This is a genomic window from Verrucomicrobiia bacterium (genome assembly GCA_019694135.1).
Taxonomy (GTDB): domain Bacteria; phylum Verrucomicrobiota; class Verrucomicrobiia; order JADLBR01; family JAIBCM01; genus JAIBCM01.
The window spans coordinates 240,277-265,919 of sequence record JAIBCM010000002.1 but is presented as its reverse complement, the minus strand read 5'-3'; the positions used below and the strand labels follow the sequence as shown (position 1 = coordinate 265,919).

The following is a 25,643-nucleotide window of genomic DNA, read 5'->3' as shown; positions in this document are numbered from 1 at the left end:
CCTTTTTTAAATATTTGGCTGAATCGCAAGGAAAGCTCGATATTTTTCTAAAATAGTCTTTAAAGCTGCAACAGTCGCTTGCACTTGTAAAGCTCTCGCTGCACGTTGTGGCGTTTCAAAAATAATTTCAAAGGGTGTGGGCGTAAGTTGCGAAGGCCCCGTTAATACCCCATCGTAACATTGATAAATAATGCCATCTTTTGCCGGAAATCCATCAATCATTGAAGTTCGCGCACGAGGCAAAAAAATTTCTGCCGCTTCCAGTGCTGGATTGAGCAATTCTTCGGTCAACAAACTTCCCTTCACAAATCCATAAACTCCATCCGTTGTATCATCAGCATGCAAGGATATCAATCCATGCCATTTTCCTTCACGCAATTCTTTTTCCAAATATTGCACTTCAGGCTCTGAAGAGTTTTTCCAAAATTCTCGGTTCAAATCTTTTCCGCTGACCGACAAACGCGTGCCTGCCTCAAAGCCAGTAGGATTACAAATCGGATAAACATAAATTTGAAACCCACGCGCCAATTCAGGATTTTCTTCCAAATGTTGCAAAAATTGCGCGACAGCTTCTACTCCCTCCGATTCATCTCCATGAATGCCAGCAAAAATACCAATCCGAATCGGTTCGCCACCGCCTGTGGGGCCGAGAAAAATAAATCGAGGAATATGATGATGACGCGCTTGCGAGGAAAAAGCGCCTAAGGTTTTTGCAAATAAATAATCCGACACCCGCGCCAAACGATAAAGCGGTGCAAGCAGCTGATTGCAACGCGGTCGTTTGAGTCGAGAAACTGACCGAAAAGAAGAAGGTGAAGAAAATATGACAGACATAAAAGTTAATACTTTAATTGATAGATTTGATCAAAGACACCTTTATCCGCAAAATGCTTTTTCTGCGCCTCTTTCCAACCGCCAAATACTTCATCAATCGTAACCAATTCAACTTTCGGAAATTGCTGGCTATATTTTTGCATCGCTGCTTCTGAGCGAGGGCGATAAAAATGTTTTCCTGCTAAATCTTGGCCTGTGGGAGAATAAAGAAATTCCAAATAAGCTTTTGCAATTTCTTGAGTGCCTTTGCGTTTCACCACTTTATCCACAACTGTAACGGGTGGCTCCGCTAAAATACTGATCGAAGGCATAACGATTTCAAATTGTCCCTTTTCAAATTCTTCCAAAGCTAAATGCGCTTCATTTTCCCACGTCAACAAAACATCGCCAATACCTCGTTGCGCGAAGGTAGTTGTAGCCCCGCGCGCGCCAGAATCCAAAACCGGCACATTATGATAAAGTTTCTGAATGAAATCTTTTACCTTTTCTTCATCCTTACCGAATTTTTTTTCTGCAAACGCCCAAGCCGCTAAATAATTCCAACGCGCTCCTCCCGAAGTTTGGGGATTCGGCGTAATAACCGCGATATTCGGCTTCACCAAATCGTCCCAATCTTTGATTTGTTTGGGATTTCCCTTTCTCACCAAAAAAACAATCGTAGATGTATAAGGAGCGCTATTATTAGACAATCGACTTTGCCAATTAGCTGCTACTAATCCTTTTTCAGCCAACATATCAACATCATATGCCAATGCCAAAGTGGCCACATCCGCTTCTAATCCATCGACAATCGAACGAGATTGTTTACCCGATCCACCATGCGATTGATTGATCTTAACTTTTTGTCCCATTTTAGTCTGCCAATATTTTTGAAAAGCCACATTGAAATCCGAATAAAATTCCCGCGTCGGATCGTAAGAAACATTCAACAACTCAATACTTTTCCCATAAACATTTGCAACCAATCCTAAAATGGTCGCTAATCCCAAAAGTTTTTTTATTACTGTTTTCATATATTTTCCAATTCTTTTTTAAAATTTTACCGTACTATCAATTTGAATCGTTCTGGCCTGATTTTGTGTATTTAAGTTCAATTCCTGATTAATGTCAGGATCCAAAAAATCATAGTTGTGAAAATTAACTGCTACATTCCACCAATCACGAATGGCATATACTGCTTTCACACTAAATCCACGATGATTGGTAAATCCATTGGCATAGGTCGCGTCATTAAACGTGTCAGGCACCGCATCCGAACCAACCTCTTCATACCAACCATTGATTTCCCATTGCCCTTGTTTTTTGGCCTCGCCAATTTTTAGCCCTACGCGCCATGCCAAATCATTAGAAAGATCCACCCATTTTCCTCGAGCATCAGCACTATCTCCTATATCATCAGGATTGAGTTGTGCATCTAAAGTCGAATCATGACCTATCCGACGCACTCCCAAATCAGGAGCAGGCGCCATATTGTAAACCAAATGAGCATAAGGTTGGATAGGAATATTTTTCAAAAAACCATCACTCGGCGTATAAGTTAATTGAAATAGAGCATCTAATAATTGAAATTCATTACCTAAATTATTTCCGCTACCCGGATTGGGATAAATCACTCCGTTAGACAAAGTTTTTTGCGAGTTATCCAAATCCTCCGAATTAGCAAAATAATAAAATCCCACCGCCGCCTGAGCCTCCAAGGTTTTATCAATGATCGGATAATTCACCCCAGCCTGGGTCGCCCAAATCCAACCATCATCGTTACTGACACGGTTATAGCCATCACCTCGCACGGTTTTATCTTCATCGGCTTCATTGACATCGCCAAAAGCCCATTGTCCTAAATTCACAAAAAACTTAGCTTTGCCGAGATCGAATTTAAACTGCTCCGTGGCGCCTTCAATCGTGATATCGTTATCCCAGAGCATATCAGTCGTCCAAAACTGTTGCTCATGTTTTCCTACCCAAATCGTCGACCAATCAAAAGGCGAATATTTCAAATAAGCCAAATCAATATAAATACCATCCTTTGCAAAAGCATCGCCTAACGTTTCATGAGTCGAAGTAATTTCTTCATCATTATTACCGCTGGCCAAACGTAAGCCCAATTCAAAATTATCCGCCAATTGCGTCTTCAAGCCAAATCGCAATCGGTAACGCGTGCGACTCCGATCATCCCGCATGGCACTGCTATCAGGAAATGCTCCCTCGCGATCATCGTCAAAAGCGTTTTGCGAATCGGTATATTCATAACGCAGTTGCAAATCACCAAATAAACTGATCTTTTTCGTGAATTTACTCGCATCATACTTTGAAGCACCCATTCCCTCCCATTCTTCCTGTAACTTCGTTCGAACCTCTTCCCCCTCAGTAGTGGTTAACACACCTTTTTCCACCAATTTATCAATCAAAGCATCCGCCTGTTGAGCCTCGCTCCATACCAATCCTAATCCCAACAAAAATGCTACACTGTAGCTTAAAAAACCTATCCTATTTTTCATTTTTTTAAATTTCTGGCGAAAAAATTCTGGTTTTCCAGTCATAACTTTTCACGTTTTATTCCTTCGCCTCCGCTTTTACGGTCGACTCATTTAAATTCTGCAACTTATTAAAACGAATTTTTTCAGTTCGCTCTACTTGTACTACCTCCCCATCATGAACAACAACTTGCACTATTCCAAATCGAATAGAATTAACATGGTGACTCACCAAATCAGACCATGACAAGGAAGTATTTTTTTTCTGTATCATAAATGATAATTCTATATACTACTATTTTGGTAGATATTGCAAGCAAAAAAATTTTAAATTCCTCCACCCTCTACAAAACCAACCTCCATTACCTCTTCTTTCCCTACAGGTTTACCTCGGAAAACTTCTGCCAAAGTTGCTTTCTCCATCAAAGCCGCCACATAATTTCGCGCATCCAACAAAACCCGACGAAAACGACAAACCGGCTCTTGACTACAACGACGATATTGCCCCACCGATACACAATGAATCGGTGCTAAAATCCCATCAAAATAGCGCACAATTTCTCCCATCGTGATTGCCTCAGGCGATTTTGCTAAATAATATCCCCCTTCTTTTCCCGAAATGCTATCCACCCACTTTTGCTCCTTCATACTTAACAAAATCTGCTCCAAAAATTTTTTAGGAATCTCATTGCGACGCGCTAATTCGCGCGTAGGAATAGGACCACGACCATAATGCTCGACTAAAGTAAAAATCGCGCGCAAGGCATAATCTGTCTTCATCGAAAGACGCATATTAGACTAAACTAGTAGATTTTATTAATTATTCAACCTATTTTACTTCTTAAACTTACCACGCTCAGTTGACTCTCAGCAAAAAAATTTCTATTTTTTTATGTGCGCGTTACTTACTCGAATGCAATCCATTTACCCGATTCAGATTGGTGGTTAGACCCTCTTTTTCCTGTCAATTTTGGATTTGTCTCACACGCCCATTTTGATCACATGCGAATTCATCGCGAAATCTTATGCTCCCTCACTACCGCTCAACTCATTCAAGCTCGATTGCATCAAGTGGAAACTCACTTTATCACTCCTAAATACGGCAACCAACAAAAACGTGACGGGTTAACCTATCAACTTTTACCAGCCGGCCATGTTTTTGGTTCCGCTATGCTGTGGGCAACCGATGAACGAGAAAGTTTACTTTATACGGGTGATTTTAAACTCAGAAAAAGTCAATCATCAGAAACCTGTCAGCCAATTCATGCTGACACTCTCGTCATGGAAACCACGTTTGGCCTCCCTTATTACCAATTTCCCTCGACTCAGGAAACGTTGCAACAAATCATTCAATTCTGTCGAGACACCCTAAGTGATGGCGAAACTCCTATCCTTTTAGGTTATTCCTTAGGCAAAAGTCAGGAAATTTTAGCCTGCCTGCACGAAGCCAAACTACCCATTACTCTACATCCTAGTATTTATGAAATCACTCAAGCCTATGAAAAATTGGGAATTTCCTTTCCTGCTTACGAAAAATATGATCCACAAAAGAAACCATTAAAAGATCGCGTTTTTCTTTGCCCTCCCCATTTGAACCATTCTCGTTTCATAGAAAATATTCCTCATAAACGCACCGCAATGATGAGCGGATGGGCATTAGATCCTAACGCCATCTACCGCTACCAGTGTGACTATGCCTTTCCACTTTCTGACCACGCTGATTACTCTGAATTGCTTACCATGGTGGAAAGGGTAAAACCTAAACGCATCCTCACCGTCCACGGTTACGCCGAACAATTTGCTGCCGATTTACGAGCACGAGGTTGGGAAGCGTGGGCGCTTTCTCAAGAAAATCAACTGGAATGGGATATTTTTCATTCCTCATCTTCCTCTTCTATAGCAGTCACAACTTTCCCAACACCTGAGGGAATTGGAACTTTTTATCAATTTGCGCAATGCGGTGAAAAGGTAAAACAGACGGCTTCCAAAAAAGAAAAAGTGCGATTAATTGCGGAGCTACTTCAACAGCTTCCTCCTGATGAAATGCCGCTCGCCACTCTTTTTTTTACAGGACGCGTTTTTGCTCAAACCTTCTCTAAAAAACTTCAAATCGGCAGTGCTCTCATCAAACAAGCAGTGTTGCACATCACTCACTTAACCCCAGGTGATTATCGCCAAGCTTATAGCCGTTTTAGCGATACCAGCGAAACGGTAAATGCTTTATTGCAAGGTCGCACTCAACCTCAACCTACCACTTTGGTTGAAATTCAGCAGTTTTTACAGCGATTGGAAACCTCGCGTGGATTAGATTTTAAAATTTTTCAACTCAGTGAACGTCTTCATTCTCTAACCAGCTTGGAAGCAAAATACTTAATTAAAATCATCACGGGCGATTTACGCATAGGCTTGAAAGAAGGGCTAGTTGAAGAAGCTATTGCCTCCGCATTTCAAACAGAATTACACACAGTGCGTCAAGGTAATATGCTCACCGGCGATATCGCACACGTCGCTCAATTAACTCAACAAAAACGATTGCATGAAGTGGAAATCACGCCGTTTCGGCCCGTGCAAGTCATGCTCGCCTCACCTGAGCCTACCTCAGAAGCCATTTTCGAAAGACTCGGTGCAAACGGCTTGGTAGAATATAAATTCGATGGCATTCGTTGCCAACTCCACAAAGTTGATACGCGCGTGGAACTTTATTCTCGAGACATGAAACCGCTTAATGCTACATTCCCAGACGTCGTCACAGTCGCTCAAACTTTGACACAGGATTTTATCTTAGATGGAGAAATTTTAGCCTTTGAAAAAGGCCGCCCACTTCCCTTTCAACGATTACAAATGCGTTTGGGTCGTAAAGAGCCTGATCTTTTTATATCCCATGAAGTGCCAGTTATCTACTTCGCTTTTGACATGCTTTGGCATAACAACCGTTCTCTACTTCATCTTCCTTTAAAAGAAAGACGCGCACATCTTGACACACAACTTGACAAAAATAATCCTGGCATTCAAGTAGCAGAAATTTTTCGTGCGAAAAATCCCGAAGCTTTGGAAACTTTATTTCGCGCTGCACGTCGCGCCGGCAATGAGGGTCTCCTTATCAAAGACCCAGAAAGTCCTTACACTCCAGGACGTCGTGGATTGGCCTGGTTAAAATTAAAAAAAGAATTAGCTACCTTGGATGTAGTCGTGGTAGGAGCTGAACAAGGCCACGGTAAACGACGCGACGTTTTAAGTGACGTCACTTTTGCCGTGCAAGATGACAGTGGTAAATTGCGCATACTTGGCAAAGCTTATTCGGGTCTAACCGATCTTGAAATTGAAGAGCTCACGGAACATTTTCTCAAAACAACTCTAGAAATTCGCGGACGCTACCGTGTACTGAAACCCACTATTATTTTAGAAATTGCCTTTGACGCTATCGCTCCCAGTTCACGCCACGATTCCGGTTATGCACTTCGTTTTCCACGAATTAAACGCATTCGCGACGATAAAACGATTCGAGAAATTGATACCTTAGCCCATTGTAAACGCTTAGCTACGAGCTAATTTTTGCCCAGAGATGGCGCGCTAAAAAGTAAATCTCTTTTACCGGTTTATTCGCGCGATCCGCTACTAATTTGCACGATTCATACTCAGGTGCGCACTGCACCAATTTATCCCCTAAATAACCCAACTTAACTTGAATATCGCCCCATTCCGTATTCAAAGCTTGCCATTCACGCCGCAAAATCTTTCGAATCGCCGTTGTTTTACGAACTCCAAAAGCACTAGTCTCTGTTAACATCAAATCCATCAATACTTCACTTTTTTGAGGTTCCGACAACACCGTCAACAACACACCTAACCGCCCTTTTTTCATCAATACTGGCATCGAAAAAACATCCAAAGCGCCATTCACCAACAACCGCTCTTTAACACCCGCTACAATTTCAGGCGAAATATCGTCCAAGTTCGTTTCTAATACATCAATCATTTCCCAATTTTTTTCTGCTTCGGAAACCAGCATGGCACGCAACACATTCGGTCGTGAATCCAAATCGCGCGTACCCGCGCCATAACCCACCTTTTCAATTTTAAAATGGTGAACTCGATCAAAATGAGTAACCAACTCTGCGAGCAAAGCCGCACCCGTTGGAGTCACTAACTCATGTGGTTCATCGGTTTGTTCAAAAGGAATGTTTTTTAAAATCTCCAAAGTTGCCGGCGTCGGAACCGGAAATTGACCATGTTCACACTCCACAAAACCTTTTCCTTCACAAAGTCGAGAAATCGAAACGCGCTCAATCTTCATAAGATCCAATGCAATGCAAGCCCCCACAATATCCACAATCGAATCAATCGCCCCCACTTCATGAAAATGAATTTTTTCTAAACTCACTCCATGAATTTTGGCTTCCGCCTCACCCATTCTTTGAAAAATATGAATCGCACGATGTCGCACCGATTCTTTTAAACCAGAAGTTTCGATCAATTCACAAATTTCAGAAAAATGACGACCGTGATGAGAATGGTGATGATGTTTTTTCTCGACCACCTTCACTTCAAATTTAGCTGCATCTATCCCTTTTCGTTGAACTCGACCTAAACTGACACGAAACTCTTTATTGCAAGGAAGCTTCGCCAACTCTTTTTGAAATAATTCAAAATCAAGCCCCAAATCACAGAGTGCGCCCAAAAACATATCGCCGCTGATCCCCGAAAAACAATCGAGATAAAGATGCATAAGATTAATCTATCTTAACACAATTTACATGAGAAGAAATGGATTTTATAGCGTGGCAACCAATTTCAGATTCGGATCAATTTCTTCCACCATGGAAGATGTTTCACCCCGCTCCAACCTTAGACAGGCAGCAGCTCCGATCATCGCGGCATTGTCTGTACATAAAGTCGGAGGCGCAACCCAAAGAGAAATTTTTCTTCTTGCGCACATTATCTCCATCACCTCTCGCAATCTTTGATTGCAAGCCACGCCACCTGCCAACGTGAGATGTTGGCATTGCGTTTTTTCCAAAGCCGCTTCAGTTTTTATCGCAAGCGCTTCCACAATCGCCTTTTGATAAGAAGCGCAGAGGTGAAATAAATCCTGCTCACAAGGTGATGATGAAAATTTTTTCTCCAACACAATTTTCAACGCAGTTTTTAAGCCGGAAAAACTAAAATTAAGATCTCCGGAGTGCTGCATGCCTCGCGGAAAATCATAAGTGCTTTCATCACCACTTCTTGCCATTTTTTCTAATTCAGGTCCACCCGGATAACCTAACCCTAGCAGCTTTGCACCTTTATCAAAGGCTTCGCCAGCCGCATCATCACGAGTCGCACCCAAAATTTCATACGCTTTTCCTAGTTCCGCCATCACTAAAAGGGTGTGACCGCCACTGACTAAAAGTGTTACCCATCGCTTCATTTTCTCCAGACTTGGCACCTGTTCATTTAAAAATGGTGAAATCAGATGACCTTCTAAATGATTCATTCCTAAAAATGGCAAGCCCGTTGCCAATGCTAAACCCTTAGCAAAACTATGTCCCATCAAAAGCGCACTTGCTAAACCCGGTCCACGCGTCGCTGCAATACCATCCAACTGTTCCCAAGAAAGATGCGCTTGATCGAGCGCCAATTGCGCAACTTTTTCCAAGGCGTTAAGATGTTCTCGAGTCGCCAATTCGGGAACAACCCCTCCAAACAAAGCATGCTTAGCCGCTTGTGATGCCACTACATTGGATAAAACCGTAAAACGATGATCGCGCCATTGCACAAGAGCCACAGCCGTTTCATCACACGACGTTTCAATGGCCAACACTTTCATGAAATAGAATGGTTTAAAAATTAATATTAGTCGTCGAAGCCAACTGTTTCACAGTGTAATCCGAATAAATTAAAATGCCTTTTAATAAATTAACTGCGCGCGACAAAATTTCGGAATCTTCCACCACTGTGATATCGGGAGTCACGCCACGCTCCTGAATCAACTCATGACGCGGTGTATAATAATAAGCCGTCGTCAAACGCAACGCCGAACCATCCGGTAAAGGAAAAAGACTTTGTACACTCCCTTTCCCGAAAGTAGTCTCACCAACTAAAATTGCTTGATGCCAATCGCGTAAAGCCGCTGCAACAATTTCTCCACCACTGGCCGTTCCCGTATTCACTAAAACAGCAATGGGATAACCACGATGTTTTTCTTCTTGTGAACTTCGTAAAATGACCTCGCTTTGATCACTTCGCCCTTCTGTAGAAACAATCACTTGATCGGGAGCAATAAATTTTCCTGCCACTTCAACTGCTGTTTCGAGCAACCCACCGGGATTATTTCTCAAATCCAAAATAAGAGCTTTCATTTTTCGCGATTCCAAATTTTTTAACGCACTTTCAAAATCATCCCCAGTCGATTCACTAAACTGCGCCACACGAATGTAACCAATTGCTTGCCCATCCGCCAATTCATTGGAAAGCAAACGAGCTTCTCGAACACTTTGCACTCTAATAACAGCGCGTCGCAATGTGTAATCTTCAATCTGTTGAGTTTTTTTTCGTAAAACTCGTAACGTTATCAAACTCCCCTCTTTACCACGCAATCGACTTGCCACTTCAGTCAAACTCATGGCTTCTGTAGATTTTCCATCGACTTGCAATAACTTATCCCCAGCCATCAAACCTGCTTTAGCGCCTGGCGAATCATCTGCAGGAGTAATAATCGTGGTCTCACCGTCTTTTAAACCTAACGTTAAACCAATACCAACAAACTGACCTTCCGTTTCGCGCTGTAAAGCGCGATAAAGTTCAGGAGTTAAAAATTGACTGTGAGGATCCAAAGAATCCAACAGCCCCTGGAGAGCGCCATAAGTCAAAGTTCGAGAATCAGTCTTTTGCGGATCAACATAATGTTGTCGCACCATTTCCATCACTCGGGAAAACGTTGCCATATCATTGCGATCCTCTTGAGACCACAACGAGACTGGACTCTTCACAAAAAGAATCCCTACAACAATCCAAGCTAACCCGTAACATTTCACAAAATCACCCTAAAAGAAGGTCTCAAAAAGTAAAGTGAAGCGAAACTTGATTAATCAAAAAGCTTCGGCATCCTCACCCTCGTTAAGCGGGTGTAGTTAAGTGGTATAATATGGGCTTCCCAAGCCTGGGTTGAGGGTTCGATTCCCTCCACCCGCACCATTGATAATCAACAACTTATATCATACTGCAGCAAAAATGCAGCAAATATTTTTAAGTTTTTCAATTTTGGGGCTGATACTGGCCAGCATTTTAAAAAGATAATTTTAAAAAAAATCACACCAGATTCTCGAATAGTACAACAAATTCGAGGCAATGATTGGAGGTCATTATGAGATTCATTAATCCTCATCGTTTGTTTCACGGAACTTGGATTCCTGAATGGTTAGATAATCGACGTGAAATCTCTGATGGCGCTAAACGACTCTATGCCCAACTCTGCCGCTTTGCCGGCAACAAAGGCGAAGCCTTCCCTTCTTACCAAACTTTAGCGGGACGCTTACAAAAGTCTCGTAGACAAATTATCCGCTTAATTGAAGAACTATGTCGCTACGAACTTATCAGCATTACTCACGTCAAAGACGAAGTCCGCGGCAACCGTGCTAATATCTATCGCTTCTTATGGCACCCTTGGATACAACTGAAAGAAGACGAAAACTATTTCTTAGTTAAAACTGATTTTGGTAGACCCCCTAGTGACATAAATGTCACCACCCCTGGTGACACGCGTGTCACTAGCCCTAGTGTCAAAAATGTCACCCAGAAGAGAGTCATATATAAAGAGAGGGGGAAGGAAGAAGCCAATCAAACATTTCCTGTCGATCAGTTGTCCCCACCCCAACAAGTTTTAAAACCAGAAAAGGCAATTCCTAAAAGGCTTTCCAAAGTTTCAAACGATGAAAACAACACTGATCCTTGGAAATCAGCCAAAGATGCCGTAGAAAGCTTTAAACGACGTAAGCTATACCCTCGTGAATGGGACAACATCATTTCAGAAATCCATAAACTGAGTCTTTGTGCTATTGGCGAAGAAGCTTGGGCTTTAAAATGGTATAGCAAAGCGGCTAAAGCCGCTTCCCTTGGCTTACCCTTACCGCCTCAGCAACGACAGCCTCTTAATGCCTTACCGTCTCAAGAAAGGGCAACAGCAGCTTTAGCCGAACAACCCAAGATCAAAAAACCATCTTCCAATTTTCAAGCTGAAGAAAAATGGCTAGATATAGCTAACCTACTTCAATCTCAAATCTCAGAAGAGGCTTACCAAAGATGGTTCAATGACATTGTGCCAATAAAACTTAACGGAGATCGATTATTTTTAGCGACGCCTAACCGAGTTTACCAAAGCTGGATTGAAAATAACTATCGCAAAGAAATCCGTGAAGCTTCTGAAAAATCAAAAATAGCCATCTTTTATCAAACCTATGAAAACATTGAATAAAAGCCTTAAGCGAGGTCAAGGATGGATCAACCGGTTCGCTCAGTCCGCGCTTTGTCTTCGAAGCTGTAAGAGGCTCTTTGCAAAGTGCTCCTTCGCAAGGGTGGTTCCTGTCTTTAACCAACAGTTACAAACCTCTCGCTTGGTTTTTGGAAAAGGATCGCTTTGCATTGGCAAAGCTCTCCTTCGACATGCGGTTAGGAAACCCTTCGACCCACTTCTCATAAAACCATCTTCCACGTGGAATGTGTCATGGTTTGTGAGTACGCAGGATAGCAAAATTATAGACAATTTTGCGCCCTCTCACTTTTTGCTTCAACTTTTTCGCAAGACCGGGCGGCTTTTCCGCTCGTCAAGCGAGCTACAAAGAAAGGAAATATATGCCAATATTTAGAGTCAGAACCACTGAACAAACCATCAAAAGGTTTGAACAACTTCATGAAAAGTTAGGGTTAAAAACCAAAGGTCAAACCTTTGAAACTTTGGTTTTTAGTGAAGGAAAAGAAGACACACCTATATCCCAAAAACTCAAATCTCTTGAAACTAAACTTAACAACTTACTGGAATTAACGGAGGAACATTTATGAAAAATGCCATGATTTTTGCCAAGAAAAGCACTTGGAAAGCTCGTCTGGATATTGATTATTTGGATGAAACTTCTCAGCTAAAACAAAGAAATAGACCCAAAGAATTTATCACCGGTCAAAAGTTAAGACAATTTAGTGATTACGCTTCCAAAGAAACAGTTGGACAGGTTTATCCCGGCGGTTTTTTTCATTTTAAAGTCGGTCAAAACAATGACGGAACTTTTACGTCTCCTTCTTTGCTTTCCAATGAAGAAAGGAAGAAAAGAATAACCCAAAGCTGGCATGAACATCTCAAAAGAACTTCTGGAAAAGGTAAAGTGATTCAACATCGGATGGTCTTTTCTATGTCAAAAGAAATGCACGATGCTTTGGTGAAAGCCAGTCTGAATCCGGACAGTGTTTTGCATCGGAGCATGAAGCAAGTGATGAGACAATTTCAGGAAAAGTTTCATCCCGGAGACTCAATTGGTTATGCTTATGGCATTCATCATGACACCGATAATCTTCATGTTCATGTGGCTTTATGTCCTAGAACTAAGGAAGGCCGCTATGTTGGTTGCAGCACGCCTAAGAACCTAAAACATTCAAAGCATCGGGATCAGATGGGTTATATTAGGAAATGTTTTGAAGTTCAGAATAGAAAATGGGAAGAAATCTTAAAGAATCCGGAAAAGTTAGTTGTCTCAGAGAAGAAAAGCATGTTCTTAAGAACCGATAAGCTTTTCTTTAGTCCTCGACTCGGTTCTCAAGAACTAATCCAACTGCAAAACTCTCAAAACATTCAGGCCTTTCAACTACAGCAGACTTATAAAAGGCTCCAACTGTTAAGAGCCTATATTGAGGAAGACAGACGCCGAAGAACCCAAAGAGCTAACTTAAATTTCATGCAAAGGCTAACTGGCATTAAGAAACCGATCGCACTTAAAGTCATTGAAAAGATGTCAAAAGCAGTGAAAGGGAGACAGTCTAAGAAAATGTATGAACAGCTTCATCAATTGAGAAAATATTATCTTTCCCAATATCGTAATTATCAAAAATTATATGGAGAACACTATGCCTCTAAAAATGCCTACTATTACCCGCGACAAGCTCAATACCAAGCCCGACATCCAAGCAGAAAAATTAGTTGAAGACGGATTTATATGCTGTCAGGAATTTAATTTTAGGCTTTGTGATGTTGACGGCTTCTTATCTCATGAAGCTGACCAATCTAACCAAACTATTGTTTACTTTAAGGGTTACACGGCCTTTGTCCCAGATAGCGAAAAGAAGTTGTATGAATTACTGTCCAACAACTTAACGCGACATAAAGTTGAATGAAAATATTTTGTCTAAACATTGTGGGGATGGTCAATCACTATAAACTATTTTAATCCAATAGGTCTTTTTTATATATGTAGTTTCCTCAACGGTGATTGAATTATCTTTAAGAAAATGACTCCTCTTTTTCTTTTTAAACAACTCTCGCACTATTAAACAAGCGAGCATTACCAAACAAAAACATATTAAGTCATTGTGATCTGAGTTTATTAATACCTGTATTTTATCCCAGACCCCGATCCAAAATTCTTTTGCAGAAAGTAAGCTAAGGAGATTTATTAACTTCTCGGCCTCAATTATTATTAGAATGTTAACAATATTAAGAATTCGACTCCTTTTTATAAACCTATCGCTTCTAGCTAATCGAGTAAGAAGCTTAAAAATTTTCTTATAGTCCTTTGAATGCATAATACCCCTTCTGTTAAATTTTAAATCCTGGCTACCTGCCAGTTAGGAATATTCACAATCAAATCGTTGAAACAGACTCTTGAGAAGATAGGTTAAAAATGGTAAGGTGCAAAGAAAATTTGGTAGCGGTATAGTTTGAAATTGCCCAATCTTGTTAGATAAATTAGTATCTTTGAACATTAATAGGTTAACTCTGAAGCCTCCTTGGATTTACTTAGAATTTCCTCAAAATCTCGCACGGCCTCTTTAACAAAATTTTCAGCGTCTGAAATTAAATTCATATTAAAACTACTTGTGGTACTTGTTCCTGTAATATTAGAACTTCCTAAGACAGCTTTCTTTTTATCAAAAATAACTAATTTTTTGTGCATGATTTTACCACTTTGAGTAAATCGCACTTTAATGCCGCTTTTACTTAATAGATTTGCAGAATCTATATTGGCTCGTCTTACCATTTCCATTGTTCCAGCATCAAAAGGACAAAGGATTACTACTTCGACACCTAGTTTTGCTTTTTGTTTGAGCACTTGAGTAAAAGGAAGATCGTCTATTAAGTAGTAAGTTAATACATAAATAGATCGAGTCGCTGACTCAGCCTCTTTTAAAATGGCATCTCCGAATGCAGTTGAGGTTAGTAATTCGGCATTAGCTTGTCGGGTTGAACAACGATTGCGCCAAACATCTAACCCTAGCTTTTGTCGATTTTCATTTACATCAGCATAAAGAACATAGGCAACTGTTAGCCGAGGTATGTTTTCTGTGGTAGAACTAGTGTCGGACTCAGCGACTTTGGTAAAGCGATAGGCCTCTTCTGTTTCGGAAACAATATAACCTTGTAATTGCTCGCCTGTTCGTAAAACGATGATGTCAAACTTTGGATTAGAATTTACGGTCGCACTTATATTTATGGGTATGATGCACCCGATTGTGGTTAAAATGAAGATGAACCTTTTTAAAAGTATCATAAGGTCGCACTAGGGTTTTAATGGTTCAATTTTAAAAAGGTTTGTGTACATATTTGATAAAGGGTCAGAAGTGTTTGTTGAAATTGATGAAGTCGCAGAAAGCGAGTTCGTTCGCTTACTTAAAAAATCCTTTTGCTGTGTTGGTGTAAGGCTACGAAAATAACGTAAGGTAGCTATTTCATCATCCCAATTTTTGCGACCTCTCATGTCCTGGATTACAGGAATTTTTTCTATATAATTAACCAGTTTAGGTAATTGCTCTTCTAAAACCATCAGAGCGCTGCATTCATGAACGCGTTTTCCTGAAAGGGCACCTTCAGACCAATTATGGGAACCCAGCAAGATTTTTGATAAATCTACTATAAGCATTTTATTATGCAAAAAATGGGCCGGTAAACCCAATCGAACATCAACTCCTTTCGCACGAAGTAATTCCGCCATTTTAGAATGGGCTTCTGCCAATTCGCTATTGCGATTTTCTGGAGTATCTAAAATTAGATAAATGTAAACCCCACGTTTAACAGCTTCTTCTAAAGCAGTAATCACCTTGGGCAATTCAACGGCTTGCACACCCGGCGTAGAAAATTGATATAAAACACCGTAAATAGATTGATGCGCTGTGTTAATTAAATCTAACAAGATCGGCAAATATTCTTCATCATCAAGATATTCTAATGATCCTCTTAATGGCAAAGGTGGCATTTCAGAAAAAGTATTAAATTGAGTAAAATCAGTTCTCACCTTCGAAGGTGGCAGACCTAATGCTGCATCATTTTGGTTTGTCGGACTTCCTTCGAAATTTTTCTCATTGTTAAATGGCGTAATTCGATTTTGGTCGACATATTTGTAGCTTTTAGATGCGGCCTGTATTATATCAAATAATTGTAAATGATGGGCAGCTAATTCAGAAGATTCTAGCAATACCATATCTTCAATATTCTTCTCTTGAGCACTGGTTGTCCAATTAGCGGAACCCGTCCAAACTTGCCGTGAATCAATAATCAACGTCTTCAAATGCTGGCTAGCTTGAGCTTTATCTAAATAATAAATTTCTACTCCTGCATCAGCTAATCGCTGTGTAATACTTAAGTATTTCCCATTCATCATGGTGCTATCGGTTAATAATCGAACTTTTACTCTTCTTTCTCGGGTAATTTTTATGAAAGCTTCGATCATTTCAGGATCAGTTATGGCATACATCGCAATATCAATTCGTGACATAGCGCGTTTTGCTTCAGCTAAAAGAGCGTCAAAACCTTCTCGATTTAAACTAAAATAAGCTTCAATTCTAGAAGGCAATTGAAAACCCTGCGGTAAAGGCACTTCGTTGTCTTTGCGTTGGTCTTTTGCTAATTCATTTAATTCAGGAAATTTTTTTACCTTTTCTATTTCTTGAACTGAGGTACTAAGCTGTTTACTTTTGCCAGTAAGAGCTTCTAACATAGAGGTATATTTTGAAGCTAAAAGTGGTGAGCGTACCACTACAAGATTTTCAAAGTTTTCATTTAATCCATTAGGCGTCCAGTTACAAGATCCAGTAATTACCGTTTCTCTATCAATGACAGCGCATTTTAAATGTAATTTCCCATTATTAGGAAGTGTCTCGGCATAAACTGTAACACCATGAGCCATTAACCGATCCATTAATGGTCGATACGAAGGTTCCCCCATTCGCTCGTCTGCCCAAACTCTAACTCTCACCATTCTTTTAGATGAAATAAAACAAAGAGCATCGAGAAGCTTATCTTCGGTTAAGAAAAAAATACCTACATCAACAGTTTTTTTAGCCGATTCTAATTCTTCTAAGAGTGTTGTTAATATATCATCTCCTGGAGAAAATGCCACATAGCAAGGAAACCGTCGCGACTCCGCCACTAAAGAATCATTTATAAAAAAATAATTCAATAATAAGCAAACTAGCAAAAGTAATTTATGGGAAAATTTCATTTTAATTTCACTAAACGTTAGTGAAGGATCTATTACTGAATTTATTTTCGTATTACCTTTTTTAAATATTATTAGCCAAGATAAAAGTTAATAAAGCTGCCACAATCAAAACAATTATATTAAGGCCTATACCGACTTTATAAATTGATATCTCCTTGAGATTTCGTTTTTTGCTTAAAATTAAAAGCGTTGCTATCAAAATAATAATTTGACCTAGAACTAAAGCTATTCCAAAGATCTGATTCATTTCATACCAAATTGTTTCGTTAGCCAAAGTTGATCGAGTTCTAAAACCGTATATGGAGTTTTGAGGTACCACACTCAATGCAAGAGGGATGCCTGCCAAAATTTGGATAATTGCTACACCATAAAAAATTGCAGGCAAAATTTTTTCTGGAGTTGGGCCTTTTAATTTCACTCGAATTAATCTTAAAATTTTCTCGTATAAATTAAAGTTAAAATGATAGGAATTAGAGGCATAAAAGGCCCTCCATATATAACAGCTTTATTAAATGAAAGATTAGCAGAAAGTTTCCAAACAATTAGAAGAAAAATCAGATGGACTATACTCCAAACTATCATTTGCTTGCCCGCATACTCATTAATAGCATACCAGTTTGTTTCAGATTTTAGACTTTTTGATATCCGAATCCCATATAAAGAATTGGGTGAAATCTTCTTTAAAGCTAATGGAATAGCTATTAACAGGATAAGAACGGCTAGAAAAAAATTGTAAACAAGAAGCGCATTCATGTTGCTCATATTTTAAAATTTAAAGAAACCAATCGCCCATATAGTGATTTGAAAAGTCGATAATTTGAGTTTCCTCAAAATTTTCTTTTTTAGAACATGAAGCAAAAAAGAAATAAAGTTCATTTCTTTTTAAGTTAGCAAAATGATCTAAAAATATTCTTTCAAGTTCTATAACAGGCTTATTTAAAAATAGAGCGGTTGTTTGAACTAAACAATCGAAAAGTAATGAACCTGAAATCAATTTTCTTCGTGCTAGCAAAAAGAATCGGCTCTGTATTTTGTTTAATTTCATTAAGGAAGAAAGCTCTGAAACAAACAAAGGCTGACCTTCATAACCTAAACCGGTTCCAACAAACTCAAACCTACCATTATTATTTAATTTTTTAGAGTAAGTAGTTAAAATATTTTTAGTAATTTTTAATCCATCATTCCCACCATTGCCAACAAAGGGATATTCCAATTCATCAGGAATAGGCAATAAGGGTGGGTTAAAAGTAATTAAATCAAAATTCTGATAATCCGTTTTTAAAAACTCTTCATTGCTGCAATGATGTAATATGATTTTATTTTCTAACGAATTTAATTCTATATTAACTTTAGCAACTTTATGCACTTTTTCATTAATTTCAACACTGTGAGATTCTCGACTGTGAAGAGAAGCCACCATAGCTTGAATGCCAGGGCCACTGCATAAATCCAAAGTCCTCCCATTAATTGAAGGGGTTTGATAAGTGGCTAATGCAATACTGTCAGCTCCAAAATAAGATTGAGGAGCAACACCTATTTGATGGAAAATTAAAAAACCTCTAAAAGAGATTAAAACATAATTTTTAGACTGAATTTGATTTCCATTTCGCTCAAGAATTTCGTTGTTACAAATTCTTTCTACGGCTTCAATTCCTATTAAAGAAGAAAGGGTCGATACATCTTCTGTTTCATTAAGTAAAAATACATTGATAAGCGTACGCAATGAACCTTGTGCAACAGTAGCCGCTTCATGCCACTCTTTTTGTCTTAAATTTCCATCTCCAAAAGCTAAATAAAATTGAAGATAGCCATATTCTTGGATAGCTTTTCGTAAATTTTGCACACTTTAAATCTCTAGTTGCACAACTAACTTAAGTGAGTTGTTCTTCTAGAATGGAATGGAACACGCTATTTGCGACAATGGCTCTGGACATAGCAAAGTCGTCTTGAGATTGTATAAAATTAAATCGATTGTCGTATTGAGACCAAAAATTAGCAAAGTTAATATTGTGATCTACAATTCTCTGCTGAATATCTTGACTTTTTTCATTGATTTTAGGCGAAAAAAGAAGGGCTAACCATATTGACCCTTTGGAGTATTTTCCGTCTAAGTTTTTAGATAACTCTTTATAAGCATCAACAACCTGCTCAGTTTTCAATTTCAATTCTGTTTCAATACTAAAACTTACTATAGGTGAATTAACATATTGTAAAAAAGCATCTTCAGATAAATATTTGGTCAAAATAGATATATGGTTAATAAAAGTGGAAATAACATTTTTTGATAAATTGGGGGGCAGAGAAGATTTTTTTAGGATTTGATCTTTATAATCGATAAATTCAGAACTCGGAGCTAACCGATAATAGCATATGTCTAGCTCACCTTGGATTAAATCTCTAAATCCATGAGACAAATTACTTTTAATCTGAATTAAATTTAGCGATTGATGATTTTTGTTTTGAATATCAATTGCTTTAAGAGGATCCCATAATTTGTGTTTAATTGGATCGTATAGTAATGCTTGATGAGCATAGCTAATATCTTGAACCGTAGAATGGTCTAAAACACGATAAGAAAAGACCTCTGGTGGTAAGTTTTCCAGTGTAAAATAAGTTTCTCCATAGTAAAAATTAATTATGTTAGCTCTACTGTAGACATTAGAGAGAGGAACAACACCCTTCTTAAACAAGAAATTTTTAAGTGAGGAAAAATCATTAATTTTACTCAGGATATAAGTCGATTTAACACCGCTTTTTAATAATTTTCCCAAGATACATCCCCCTTGAAGGTAAAATTCCTCACAAAATTGAGTTACATAGTTGAAAATTGTTTGATCTGTTTTATCAAATTCAATTCCTAAATTTTGAGTTTTGAGGTGGCTTGATGCAAATGGCGCTATTCCTTTTGCCTCAACTGTGGTAAGTGTGGGAAAGATCAATCCTACAGAAGTAACAATACCACCTTTCTTAAGAAAATTTCTTCTACTTAAGCTCATATTTTCCCCTTTATTATTTTATACCAACCAAGTGCCATAATATTCATTTGCTAGATTAACAAGTGTCAATGGCTCTTTGTTTTTTTGTTTTTCACCGTGAAATCTAACAAAATAAGCAGTATCGATTTCGTTATCTAAATAATGTTTAGAATAAATAGCCTCCACCTCTTCTAAAGAAAGTTTGTTCAATGTTGAGGCTTCTTTAATAGTGTAATTGAAAGCGGGTGTTCCAACTGAATATTGTATTTTAGACCAAATAGACAAAACTTGCTTTAGGGGCAATTGTTCTAGAAAGTCTAAGTTACTTTGAGATGAAATAAACTTTGATTCATTACCCATCGTCATAAAAACCATCTCAACTGTCCCCTTTTCATTTAGCAGTTCAGTTGCTTGAGTTAGAGTCCATTTCCAAAATTCACTTCCATCAATATTTCCCCTATTAGTGGAGGACAGTAAAATATTCTCCGGGCAAGGCAAACAAGGTGGTGTAGATGTAATGACATCAAACTTGCCAGCCTCATGTAAGGAATTAATGGGCAAAAGCTCAATATCCAAATAACCATTCAAAGCAAAGTTAATTTCAAAAAGTAATTTCTCTTTCTCGCTACTAAAACAAGCAGCTGTTTTATAACCCATCCTTCTGCAAATAACATTTTCCAATCCACAAAGAGAAAAACAACTTAAATGCCTTCCCAACTTGGTTGTTGGCAATTGGCAAAGAATAGCTTGAGTTAAATCAGTGAAGCCAAATTTTTGTCGAGCTTCATTATCAGTAAAAGCGATTGCTCCATGATAAGTGATTAAGTAATGATCTTTTAATTGAATTTGCTCATTATCTGATTTTGCTAATCCAAGAGTTTCTAATAAATCAACGGCGGCCAAAGATACTTCCTTGCTCAATGCAGTTTTTTCAACTGGCTCGTGACAGAAAAAAAACTTCCATAATAGTTGATCAGAAGATTGCTGCAATTTTTCAGAAATAGTTTTCCAATCCCACGTTCTTAAATTAGCCACTCCCAGACTTTCATAAAAATAAATTAAGCCTCTTTCTTCTAATTTAATTTTAATTTTTTTAAGTGCTTCTAACATAAATCATGCCGTTAACGCTAATTTCCTAATCTCTCTTGCGCTCTTTAAGGAGCAGGATGCTTTATAAAATTCAACATCACACTCAATTGCTGCTTCTGTTTTAATAAACATAAGCGATTGTAAATATTTGTTAATGATACGATCCATATGTTTTGGAGGACTCTTTTTAACAATTTCGATAACCCGTTTATCATGATACATAGCACGACATTTATCACAGACGTGTGCTTTTTCATGTTGTTTGGGTATTGTGGAATCAAATTGGCGCGCATAATCTATAACAGCATCTGGGCCTTCGACATGGATCCAAATTTTAATAAAATCATCGTTTTGAGATTGAATAATCTCTTTAATACTCTTTTTAGTTAAATCTCCTAAGCATAATTCGGGAATCTCTTCTAAAGGCAATCCGCAACAAGCAATCAATTTTTCTGTAGGTGTAATGGCTAATACTTTTAATGCTGTGGTACAAGCTTTTTGATCTTTATGAAAATCCAGATGTTTTTCAGTATAAGTAAGGGAAGTTTCTCCTTTAAAACTCATCCAAGGTGAATTGTTAATAATGATTTGTCCCTTATCCAAAAACTTTTTAAATTCAGCATCATCAACAAATGCTTCGAAGTCAAATTGGCTTTTCTCAAAAAGCTCCACCATTATCACCGTTGTAAGACCAGCAGCGGCGGCCTCTATCGCTCCATTCCTAACATATTCAGGTGGCACGTATCTAGAATGAGCATCGCCCGTAGAAAAATTGGCTTCTAACAAGCCATTATCAACTAATCTAGATAATCTTTTTCGAGCTATTTCTCTCGATGTTGCCCAATACCCATTAGATACAAAACGTGTGCCAAATCCATGGTTACTTGACCTTCTAACTAAAGCATCCAGTTCTTTTCCTAATAAAAAGCATTCTCCACCAGTAAAAACTATAGCTTGTATGCTAGGAATTTCTGTTGCTTGATCAATATAGCCATGAATACGAGCAGCAGTCATCTGATGTGGCACCTGAGGAGAACAATTAAAACAACAATGATCACAAGCAGCTGTACATTTGTGAGTCGTAATAATCGATAAAGTATGAGGGACAATTATCATTATGTTTTAACAGTTTTTTTAAGACGAGCTGGTGAACCTGTAGTAATAGCCCACGCTACAGCTAACGCTACTCCTCCAATAGCAACTGCCAAATAAAATACCAAAGCTGCATGGGTAACAACGCCTAGATTCGCGAGCACCCAAAGATTTGCTCCAATACTCACGTTAGCACTAGTTTCTTTGTCATAATCCAAAGAAACTTTAATAATTTGAGCAGCATACAACTTTCTTTGACTGTATAATTCCGCATTATATCGAGTCATAAAACGCATCGCTTGAGGATATCTTTTAGCTAACCCGTATGAAAAAGAAGCAGCCTCTTCTAAAGCTCTCATTTGAAGTTGTGGATTTTCTCTAGAAGCAATTAGCTTATAACTAATTTGATTTCCGCGATCTTGTAAACTTGTGTCGTCGGTCATGATAGCAAGTTCAATAGCACCAATAGGAAGGGAGTTCTGTTTCTCATAAGCAGCGCGAGCTTCAGGTGAATAGCCTGCGGATTTAATTAATGCTTTTCTTTGCTTAGAATCATGAATTTGCCTAAGGAAATCTTCTACAGCAAAAAGATTAAAATCCTTTGGGTTAATAGGCATGACAAACATATCGCTCTCGGAAGGCATAGAATTTATTCTAAATTAAATTTTTATTACTGATGTCCTTAATGGGTTTTGTTCGTGTTATTACTATCAGAATCTAAACCTTTTAAAGCACTATTGACCGTATTAGTGGTTGTTTTGTTAATAGGCCCATTCTCTTTTTCAGATGTATTACCTTCTGTTGAAGAGTTTTCTTTGTTTTTAAAAAATTCTATTTCCTCTGCAAACGCCTCGCTAAAACTCTTTTTTATTTCAGTATCTGCTACTTCAGGAACAACAGGAGCCAATTCTTTAATTTTATTAATATCGAAAGTAATATATTCCATTGATGATACAATTTTTATACCGTTAACGGTTTGTTCGATTTTTATTATTTCTCCGCTGGGCTTGTAGTCTATACTTACTATCAAATCTGATACATTTTGAGGAAGTAAACCCTTTTTGATCATTTTCTCTGTGTCGAACACTAGATTGAGACGTTCTTGATCATTAATCTTTGCCACTGAACTATCCGTAATTAAGTCTCCAAACACTTTCAAATCAAACACCTCTTTTTTGCTTGGTTCGAAGAATTGAGATTGTGATGAAACATCTTGTGCTAAAGTAACTTGCTTAGTTAGTGGGAAGTAAGCATAAATCTTATTCTCGTGAGGAAAAAGAACATATAATGAAGGAGGCCATGCTGACTTAATTTGTAAGCGCCATACTTCCTCTTTTCCCGTTTCTTTAAATTTATAAATATCACTTTCAGCACCCCCACCTTGTCCTACTGTCTTGGTTTTAATATAAACGTTTGGATGATTGCTGCTGAAACCATTGATTATGTTAATTGCCTTTTCAGCTTCCGGACTGATAGCCGAAAATATTTTAACAGTTGCGAATAAAAAAAGTGTTAAGCAGAGGATATATTTACTAAGAAAAAAGTTTATTTTTCTCATCTTTTTGAAGTTTCGGCTTAAAAAGTTAACAAGTAAACAAAAAAATTGCAAATTAAGCATCAAATCTATTAACCATCTTAGTAAATGGCAAAATTTCTTGACAATTCACATAAAAAGTAAGAGATTGTTGTCTTAAGCTATAAATCACCAATATTCCAAATTGGTTTACTCGCAATCTATTACCCAACCAGCGACTAGCTCGCTGTTTAACCCAATTAGCTAAGATGGTAGATTTGCGCATTTGCCTCTGAGCTAGTTATGAAATTAGCGCAAATTTAGAAGGGTATAGTAACGATGGATAACAAGATGGATAACTCAATTACGCTTCATTCAGACAGCGTTCTTGAAAAATTTAAAGCAGCAGCCGGTCTTGTTGCTCAGTCTGGTTTGTCGATTTCAATAAGTAAGCTTATTGAAATAATGATTTTAACCGAACTTAATAGACTCGATCCTAAGAATATTGCCGAGCGATTTAATCGTCTCGTCATGGAGACGCTTTTAAAAGTCTCAAATCAAACTACCGAAAAGGATAAAAAGGGCTCAGATCAATCAACTTCATTTTTAAAACTTAATGAGGAAATTCAATGAAATCGCTTAAAGAAAAAGTTGATGAGAAAGTTAAATCAGGAAAGGCGTTAACACGTCGAGAACTAGCATTTGCAAGCGGTTATTCTTATGAAGAAATACTAGAATTTTCCAGGGAGCCAGGATTTCCGATTTTTCACAAAAAGACTAGGTACGCCGAATTTTGGCGTTGGAGGCGCGCAAAGATGGGAGCCGAACTGAGTTTGCATAAGGTCGAAGGTCATCAACCGTTAAGCGGACATAAATTCTATGAACCAATTCTGAGCCATGATTTACTAGCTTCATTGCCACCGAAAGCGGCACGCCTTCTTGAGCAAGTCTCGTAACAAAAGTGACTCTTAAACAATGAAAACACAAGTGAGGCAATCCTACTTTCTTGAAAAATTGCTGCCATCTTCGCGATGGTTGAAAAGGGAATTCAACAATAAATTTGTTTTTCAAAATTTCATTTATAGTTGGTCTCAATCCATCAGGTATTGGAATGCTAAAAGCACGTTTTTTACCACCCTTAGGAGAAGGAAAAGTAATCATATCTCTTTTAGAATCAATACAGCTAAGTGGGATTGCTGTTTCCCTAAGTCTGCATCCCGTATTCAAAGAGATTTCAAAAGAAATTCTCATCCAATCAGGTTCCTTAAGCAGCGCCTTTCTACAAATGATTATTTCTTCGTCACTCAGAGCAGGTTTTTCACCTGCAGTATCTCTTGGTATACCAAGTTTTTGAATCTTATTACCTTGAATATAGCCCAACTTGACGCATTCTTGCAGAACAAGACTCAAAATCTTAACTTCCAAAAGAGCCGTATTTTTACTTACTACCCTACCGGTTTTTTTCTTATAGGATGTTCTCCATTCAATGTAATCAAGCGCAGTTTGATAATTTACAAAAGCCGGTCCAAGAATTTTCTTTTCAATAAAATAAAAGTAGCACCATTTCCAACCATCAAGATAGCGTTCCAACGTCAACTTACTTTTACATCTTCTCTTAAAAAATTCTTCAACCCATTTCCCCCACTGAATGGAAGCATCTTTAGATTGTTTAACCAGCGTTCTGGCCTCCATTTCGTGCGCGAGCTTTTTAGCGAGAATGGTTTCCTGTCTATTATCTCTTCTAAAGCCGGTAGATTTATTAGCCCATTTGCCCGCAGGGTTTTTAAAATGAATATGCCAGTAGGGAGAATTTTTCTTTGGATAAAGAGAAGCCATTCAATTAGTGCAGCAAGTGCAGCAAAAAAAGCAACAAATCATTTCGTTTCCCTAGAATTTACCTATGAATAAATCACTTAAAATACAGTATACCCGAGTTGAGGGTTCGATTCCCTCCACCCGCATTTTTTGCGCTTACCCATTTTGAATTCAC

Annotated in this window: 24 protein-coding genes and 1 tRNA gene; 6 read left to right on the top strand and 19 right to left on the bottom strand. The window is 38.3% G+C overall.

The window, feature by feature from the left end:
* Positions 1-6: 6 nt before the first annotated feature.
* From K1X66_03665 to K1X66_03645, 5 genes are read right to left on the bottom strand one after another with little or no spacing between them, the layout of a single operon-like run.
* Entirely contained in the window at positions 7-834 is an 828-nt protein-coding gene (locus K1X66_03665; protein ID MBX7157465.1) for a succinylglutamate desuccinylase/aspartoacylase family protein, read from the bottom strand.
* Between the two features lie 5 nt (positions 835-839).
* The gene (locus K1X66_03660; protein MBX7157464.1) at positions 840-1,847 is read right to left on the bottom strand and encodes a sulfate ABC transporter substrate-binding protein; all 1,008 of its coding nucleotides are present in this window, start codon (positions 1,845-1,847) and stop codon (positions 840-842) included.
* Positions 1,848-1,865: 18 nt separating this feature from the next.
* Positions 1,866-3,332 carry a putative porin gene (locus K1X66_03655; GenBank protein MBX7157463.1) on the bottom strand — a complete coding sequence of 489 codons (1,467 nt, stop codon included), beginning with the start codon at positions 3,330-3,332 and terminating at the stop codon, positions 1,866-1,868.
* Between the two features lie 55 nt (positions 3,333-3,387).
* On the bottom strand, positions 3,388-3,582 hold the full coding sequence (locus K1X66_03650) for a YezD family protein (GenBank protein MBX7157462.1): 195 nt from the start codon (positions 3,580-3,582) through the stop codon (positions 3,388-3,390).
* 53 nt (positions 3,583-3,635) lie between these two features.
* A complete protein-coding gene (locus K1X66_03645) occupies positions 3,636-4,100 on the bottom strand; it encodes an Rrf2 family transcriptional regulator (GenBank protein MBX7157461.1) in 465 nt (154 codons plus the stop codon).
* A 210-nt stretch (positions 4,101-4,310) separates the two neighbouring features.
* Here K1X66_03645 and K1X66_03640 point away from each other — a divergent pair, with 210 nt between their 5' ends.
* Positions 4,311-6,857: an ATP-dependent DNA ligase gene (locus K1X66_03640; protein ID MBX7157460.1), complete on the top strand. Its 2,547-nt coding sequence runs from the start codon at positions 4,311-4,313 to the stop codon at positions 6,855-6,857.
* Here the strand turns inward: K1X66_03640 and larC are convergent.
* The 3 genes from larC to K1X66_03625 are packed head-to-tail and all read right to left on the bottom strand — an operon-like array spanning position 6,847 to position 10,324.
* Positions 6,847-8,034 (bottom strand): nickel pincer cofactor biosynthesis protein LarC, encoded by a 1,188-nt coding sequence (larC, locus tag K1X66_03635; protein MBX7157459.1) that lies wholly within the window; start codon positions 8,032-8,034, stop codon positions 6,847-6,849. The two genes, K1X66_03640 and larC, sit on opposite strands and share 11 nt — an antisense overlap.
* A 45-nt stretch (positions 8,035-8,079) precedes the next feature.
* On the bottom strand, positions 8,080-9,117 hold the full coding sequence (tsaD, locus tag K1X66_03630) for a tRNA (adenosine(37)-N6)-threonylcarbamoyltransferase complex transferase subunit TsaD (GenBank protein ID MBX7157458.1): 1,038 nt from the start codon (positions 9,115-9,117) through the stop codon (positions 8,080-8,082).
* Between the two features lie 13 nt (positions 9,118-9,130).
* Positions 9,131-10,324 (bottom strand): S41 family peptidase, encoded by a 1,194-nt coding sequence (locus tag K1X66_03625; protein ID MBX7157457.1) that lies wholly within the window; start codon positions 10,322-10,324, stop codon positions 9,131-9,133.
* An 86-nt stretch (positions 10,325-10,410) separates the two neighbouring features.
* Here K1X66_03625 and K1X66_03620 point away from each other — a divergent pair.
* The 4 genes from K1X66_03620 to K1X66_03605 all read left to right on the top strand — a co-directional run bounded on the left by K1X66_03620 (position 10,411) and on the right by K1X66_03605 (position 13,474).
* A tRNA-Gly gene (locus K1X66_03620) sits at positions 10,411-10,484 on the top strand.
* Positions 10,485-10,653: 169 nt separating this feature from the next.
* Positions 10,654-11,760 (top strand): helix-turn-helix domain-containing protein, encoded by a 1,107-nt coding sequence (locus K1X66_03615; GenBank protein MBX7157456.1) that lies wholly within the window; start codon positions 10,654-10,656, stop codon positions 11,758-11,760.
* Between the two features lie 377 nt (positions 11,761-12,137).
* Positions 12,138-12,344 (top strand): hypothetical protein, encoded by a 207-nt coding sequence (locus K1X66_03610; protein ID MBX7157455.1) that lies wholly within the window; start codon positions 12,138-12,140, stop codon positions 12,342-12,344.
* A complete protein-coding gene (locus K1X66_03605) occupies positions 12,341-13,474 on the top strand; it encodes a hypothetical protein (GenBank protein ID MBX7157454.1) in 1,134 nt (377 codons plus the stop codon). The genes K1X66_03610 and K1X66_03605 overlap by 4 nt, the downstream gene beginning before the upstream one ends.
* Positions 13,475-14,251: 777 nt before the next feature.
* Here the strand turns inward: K1X66_03605 and K1X66_03600 are convergent.
* From K1X66_03600 to K1X66_03555, 10 genes are all read right to left on the bottom strand, one after another.
* On the bottom strand, positions 14,252-15,037 hold the full coding sequence (locus tag K1X66_03600) for a phospholipase D family protein (protein MBX7157453.1): 786 nt from the start codon (positions 15,035-15,037) through the stop codon (positions 14,252-14,254).
* A 9-nt stretch (positions 15,038-15,046) separates the two neighbouring features.
* Positions 15,047-16,984, bottom strand: coding sequence for a hypothetical protein (locus K1X66_03595; protein MBX7157452.1), 1,938 nt, complete (start codon positions 16,982-16,984; stop codon positions 15,047-15,049).
* A 61-nt stretch (positions 16,985-17,045) separates the two neighbouring features.
* Positions 17,046-17,402 (bottom strand): SdpI family protein, encoded by a 357-nt coding sequence (locus tag K1X66_03590; GenBank protein MBX7157451.1) that lies wholly within the window; start codon positions 17,400-17,402, stop codon positions 17,046-17,048.
* Between the two features lie 11 nt (positions 17,403-17,413).
* Complete coding sequence (locus tag K1X66_03585) at positions 17,414-17,737, bottom strand: SdpI family protein (protein MBX7157450.1); 324 nt, start codon at positions 17,735-17,737, stop codon at positions 17,414-17,416.
* 19 nt (positions 17,738-17,756) lie between these two features.
* Entirely contained in the window at positions 17,757-18,827 is a 1,071-nt protein-coding gene (locus K1X66_03580; protein ID MBX7157449.1) for a methyltransferase, read from the bottom strand.
* Between the two features lie 28 nt (positions 18,828-18,855).
* The gene (locus tag K1X66_03575) at positions 18,856-19,980 is read right to left on the bottom strand and encodes a hypothetical protein (GenBank protein ID MBX7157448.1); all 1,125 of its coding nucleotides are present in this window, start codon (positions 19,978-19,980) and stop codon (positions 18,856-18,858) included.
* A gap of 18 nt (positions 19,981-19,998) precedes the next feature.
* Positions 19,999-21,069, bottom strand: a complete 1,071-nt coding sequence (locus K1X66_03570; GenBank protein ID MBX7157447.1) for a hypothetical protein — start codon at positions 21,067-21,069, stop codon at positions 19,999-20,001.
* A gap of 3 nt (positions 21,070-21,072) precedes the next feature.
* A complete protein-coding gene (locus K1X66_03565) occupies positions 21,073-22,164 on the bottom strand; it encodes a radical SAM protein (GenBank protein MBX7157446.1) in 1,092 nt (363 codons plus the stop codon).
* Complete coding sequence (locus K1X66_03560) at positions 22,164-22,766, bottom strand: hypothetical protein (protein ID MBX7157445.1); 603 nt, start codon at positions 22,764-22,766, stop codon at positions 22,164-22,166. The genes K1X66_03565 and K1X66_03560 overlap by 1 nt, the downstream gene beginning before the upstream one ends.
* 56 nt (positions 22,767-22,822) lie before the next feature.
* On the bottom strand, positions 22,823-23,698 hold the full coding sequence (locus K1X66_03555) for a hypothetical protein (GenBank protein MBX7157444.1): 876 nt from the start codon (positions 23,696-23,698) through the stop codon (positions 22,823-22,825).
* Positions 23,699-24,004: 306 nt separating this feature from the next.
* Between K1X66_03555 and K1X66_03550 the strand changes: the two genes are divergently transcribed.
* Entirely contained in the window at positions 24,005-24,286 is a 282-nt protein-coding gene (locus K1X66_03550) for a hypothetical protein (GenBank protein ID MBX7157443.1), read from the top strand.
* A gap of 144 nt (positions 24,287-24,430) precedes the next feature.
* On the opposite strand, the gene K1X66_03545 is transcribed toward K1X66_03550, so the two are convergent.
* Positions 24,431-25,489 carry a tyrosine-type recombinase/integrase gene (locus K1X66_03545; GenBank protein ID MBX7157442.1) on the bottom strand — a complete coding sequence of 353 codons (1,059 nt, stop codon included), beginning with the start codon at positions 25,487-25,489 and terminating at the stop codon, positions 24,431-24,433.
* Positions 25,490-25,643: the final 154 nt, after the last annotated feature.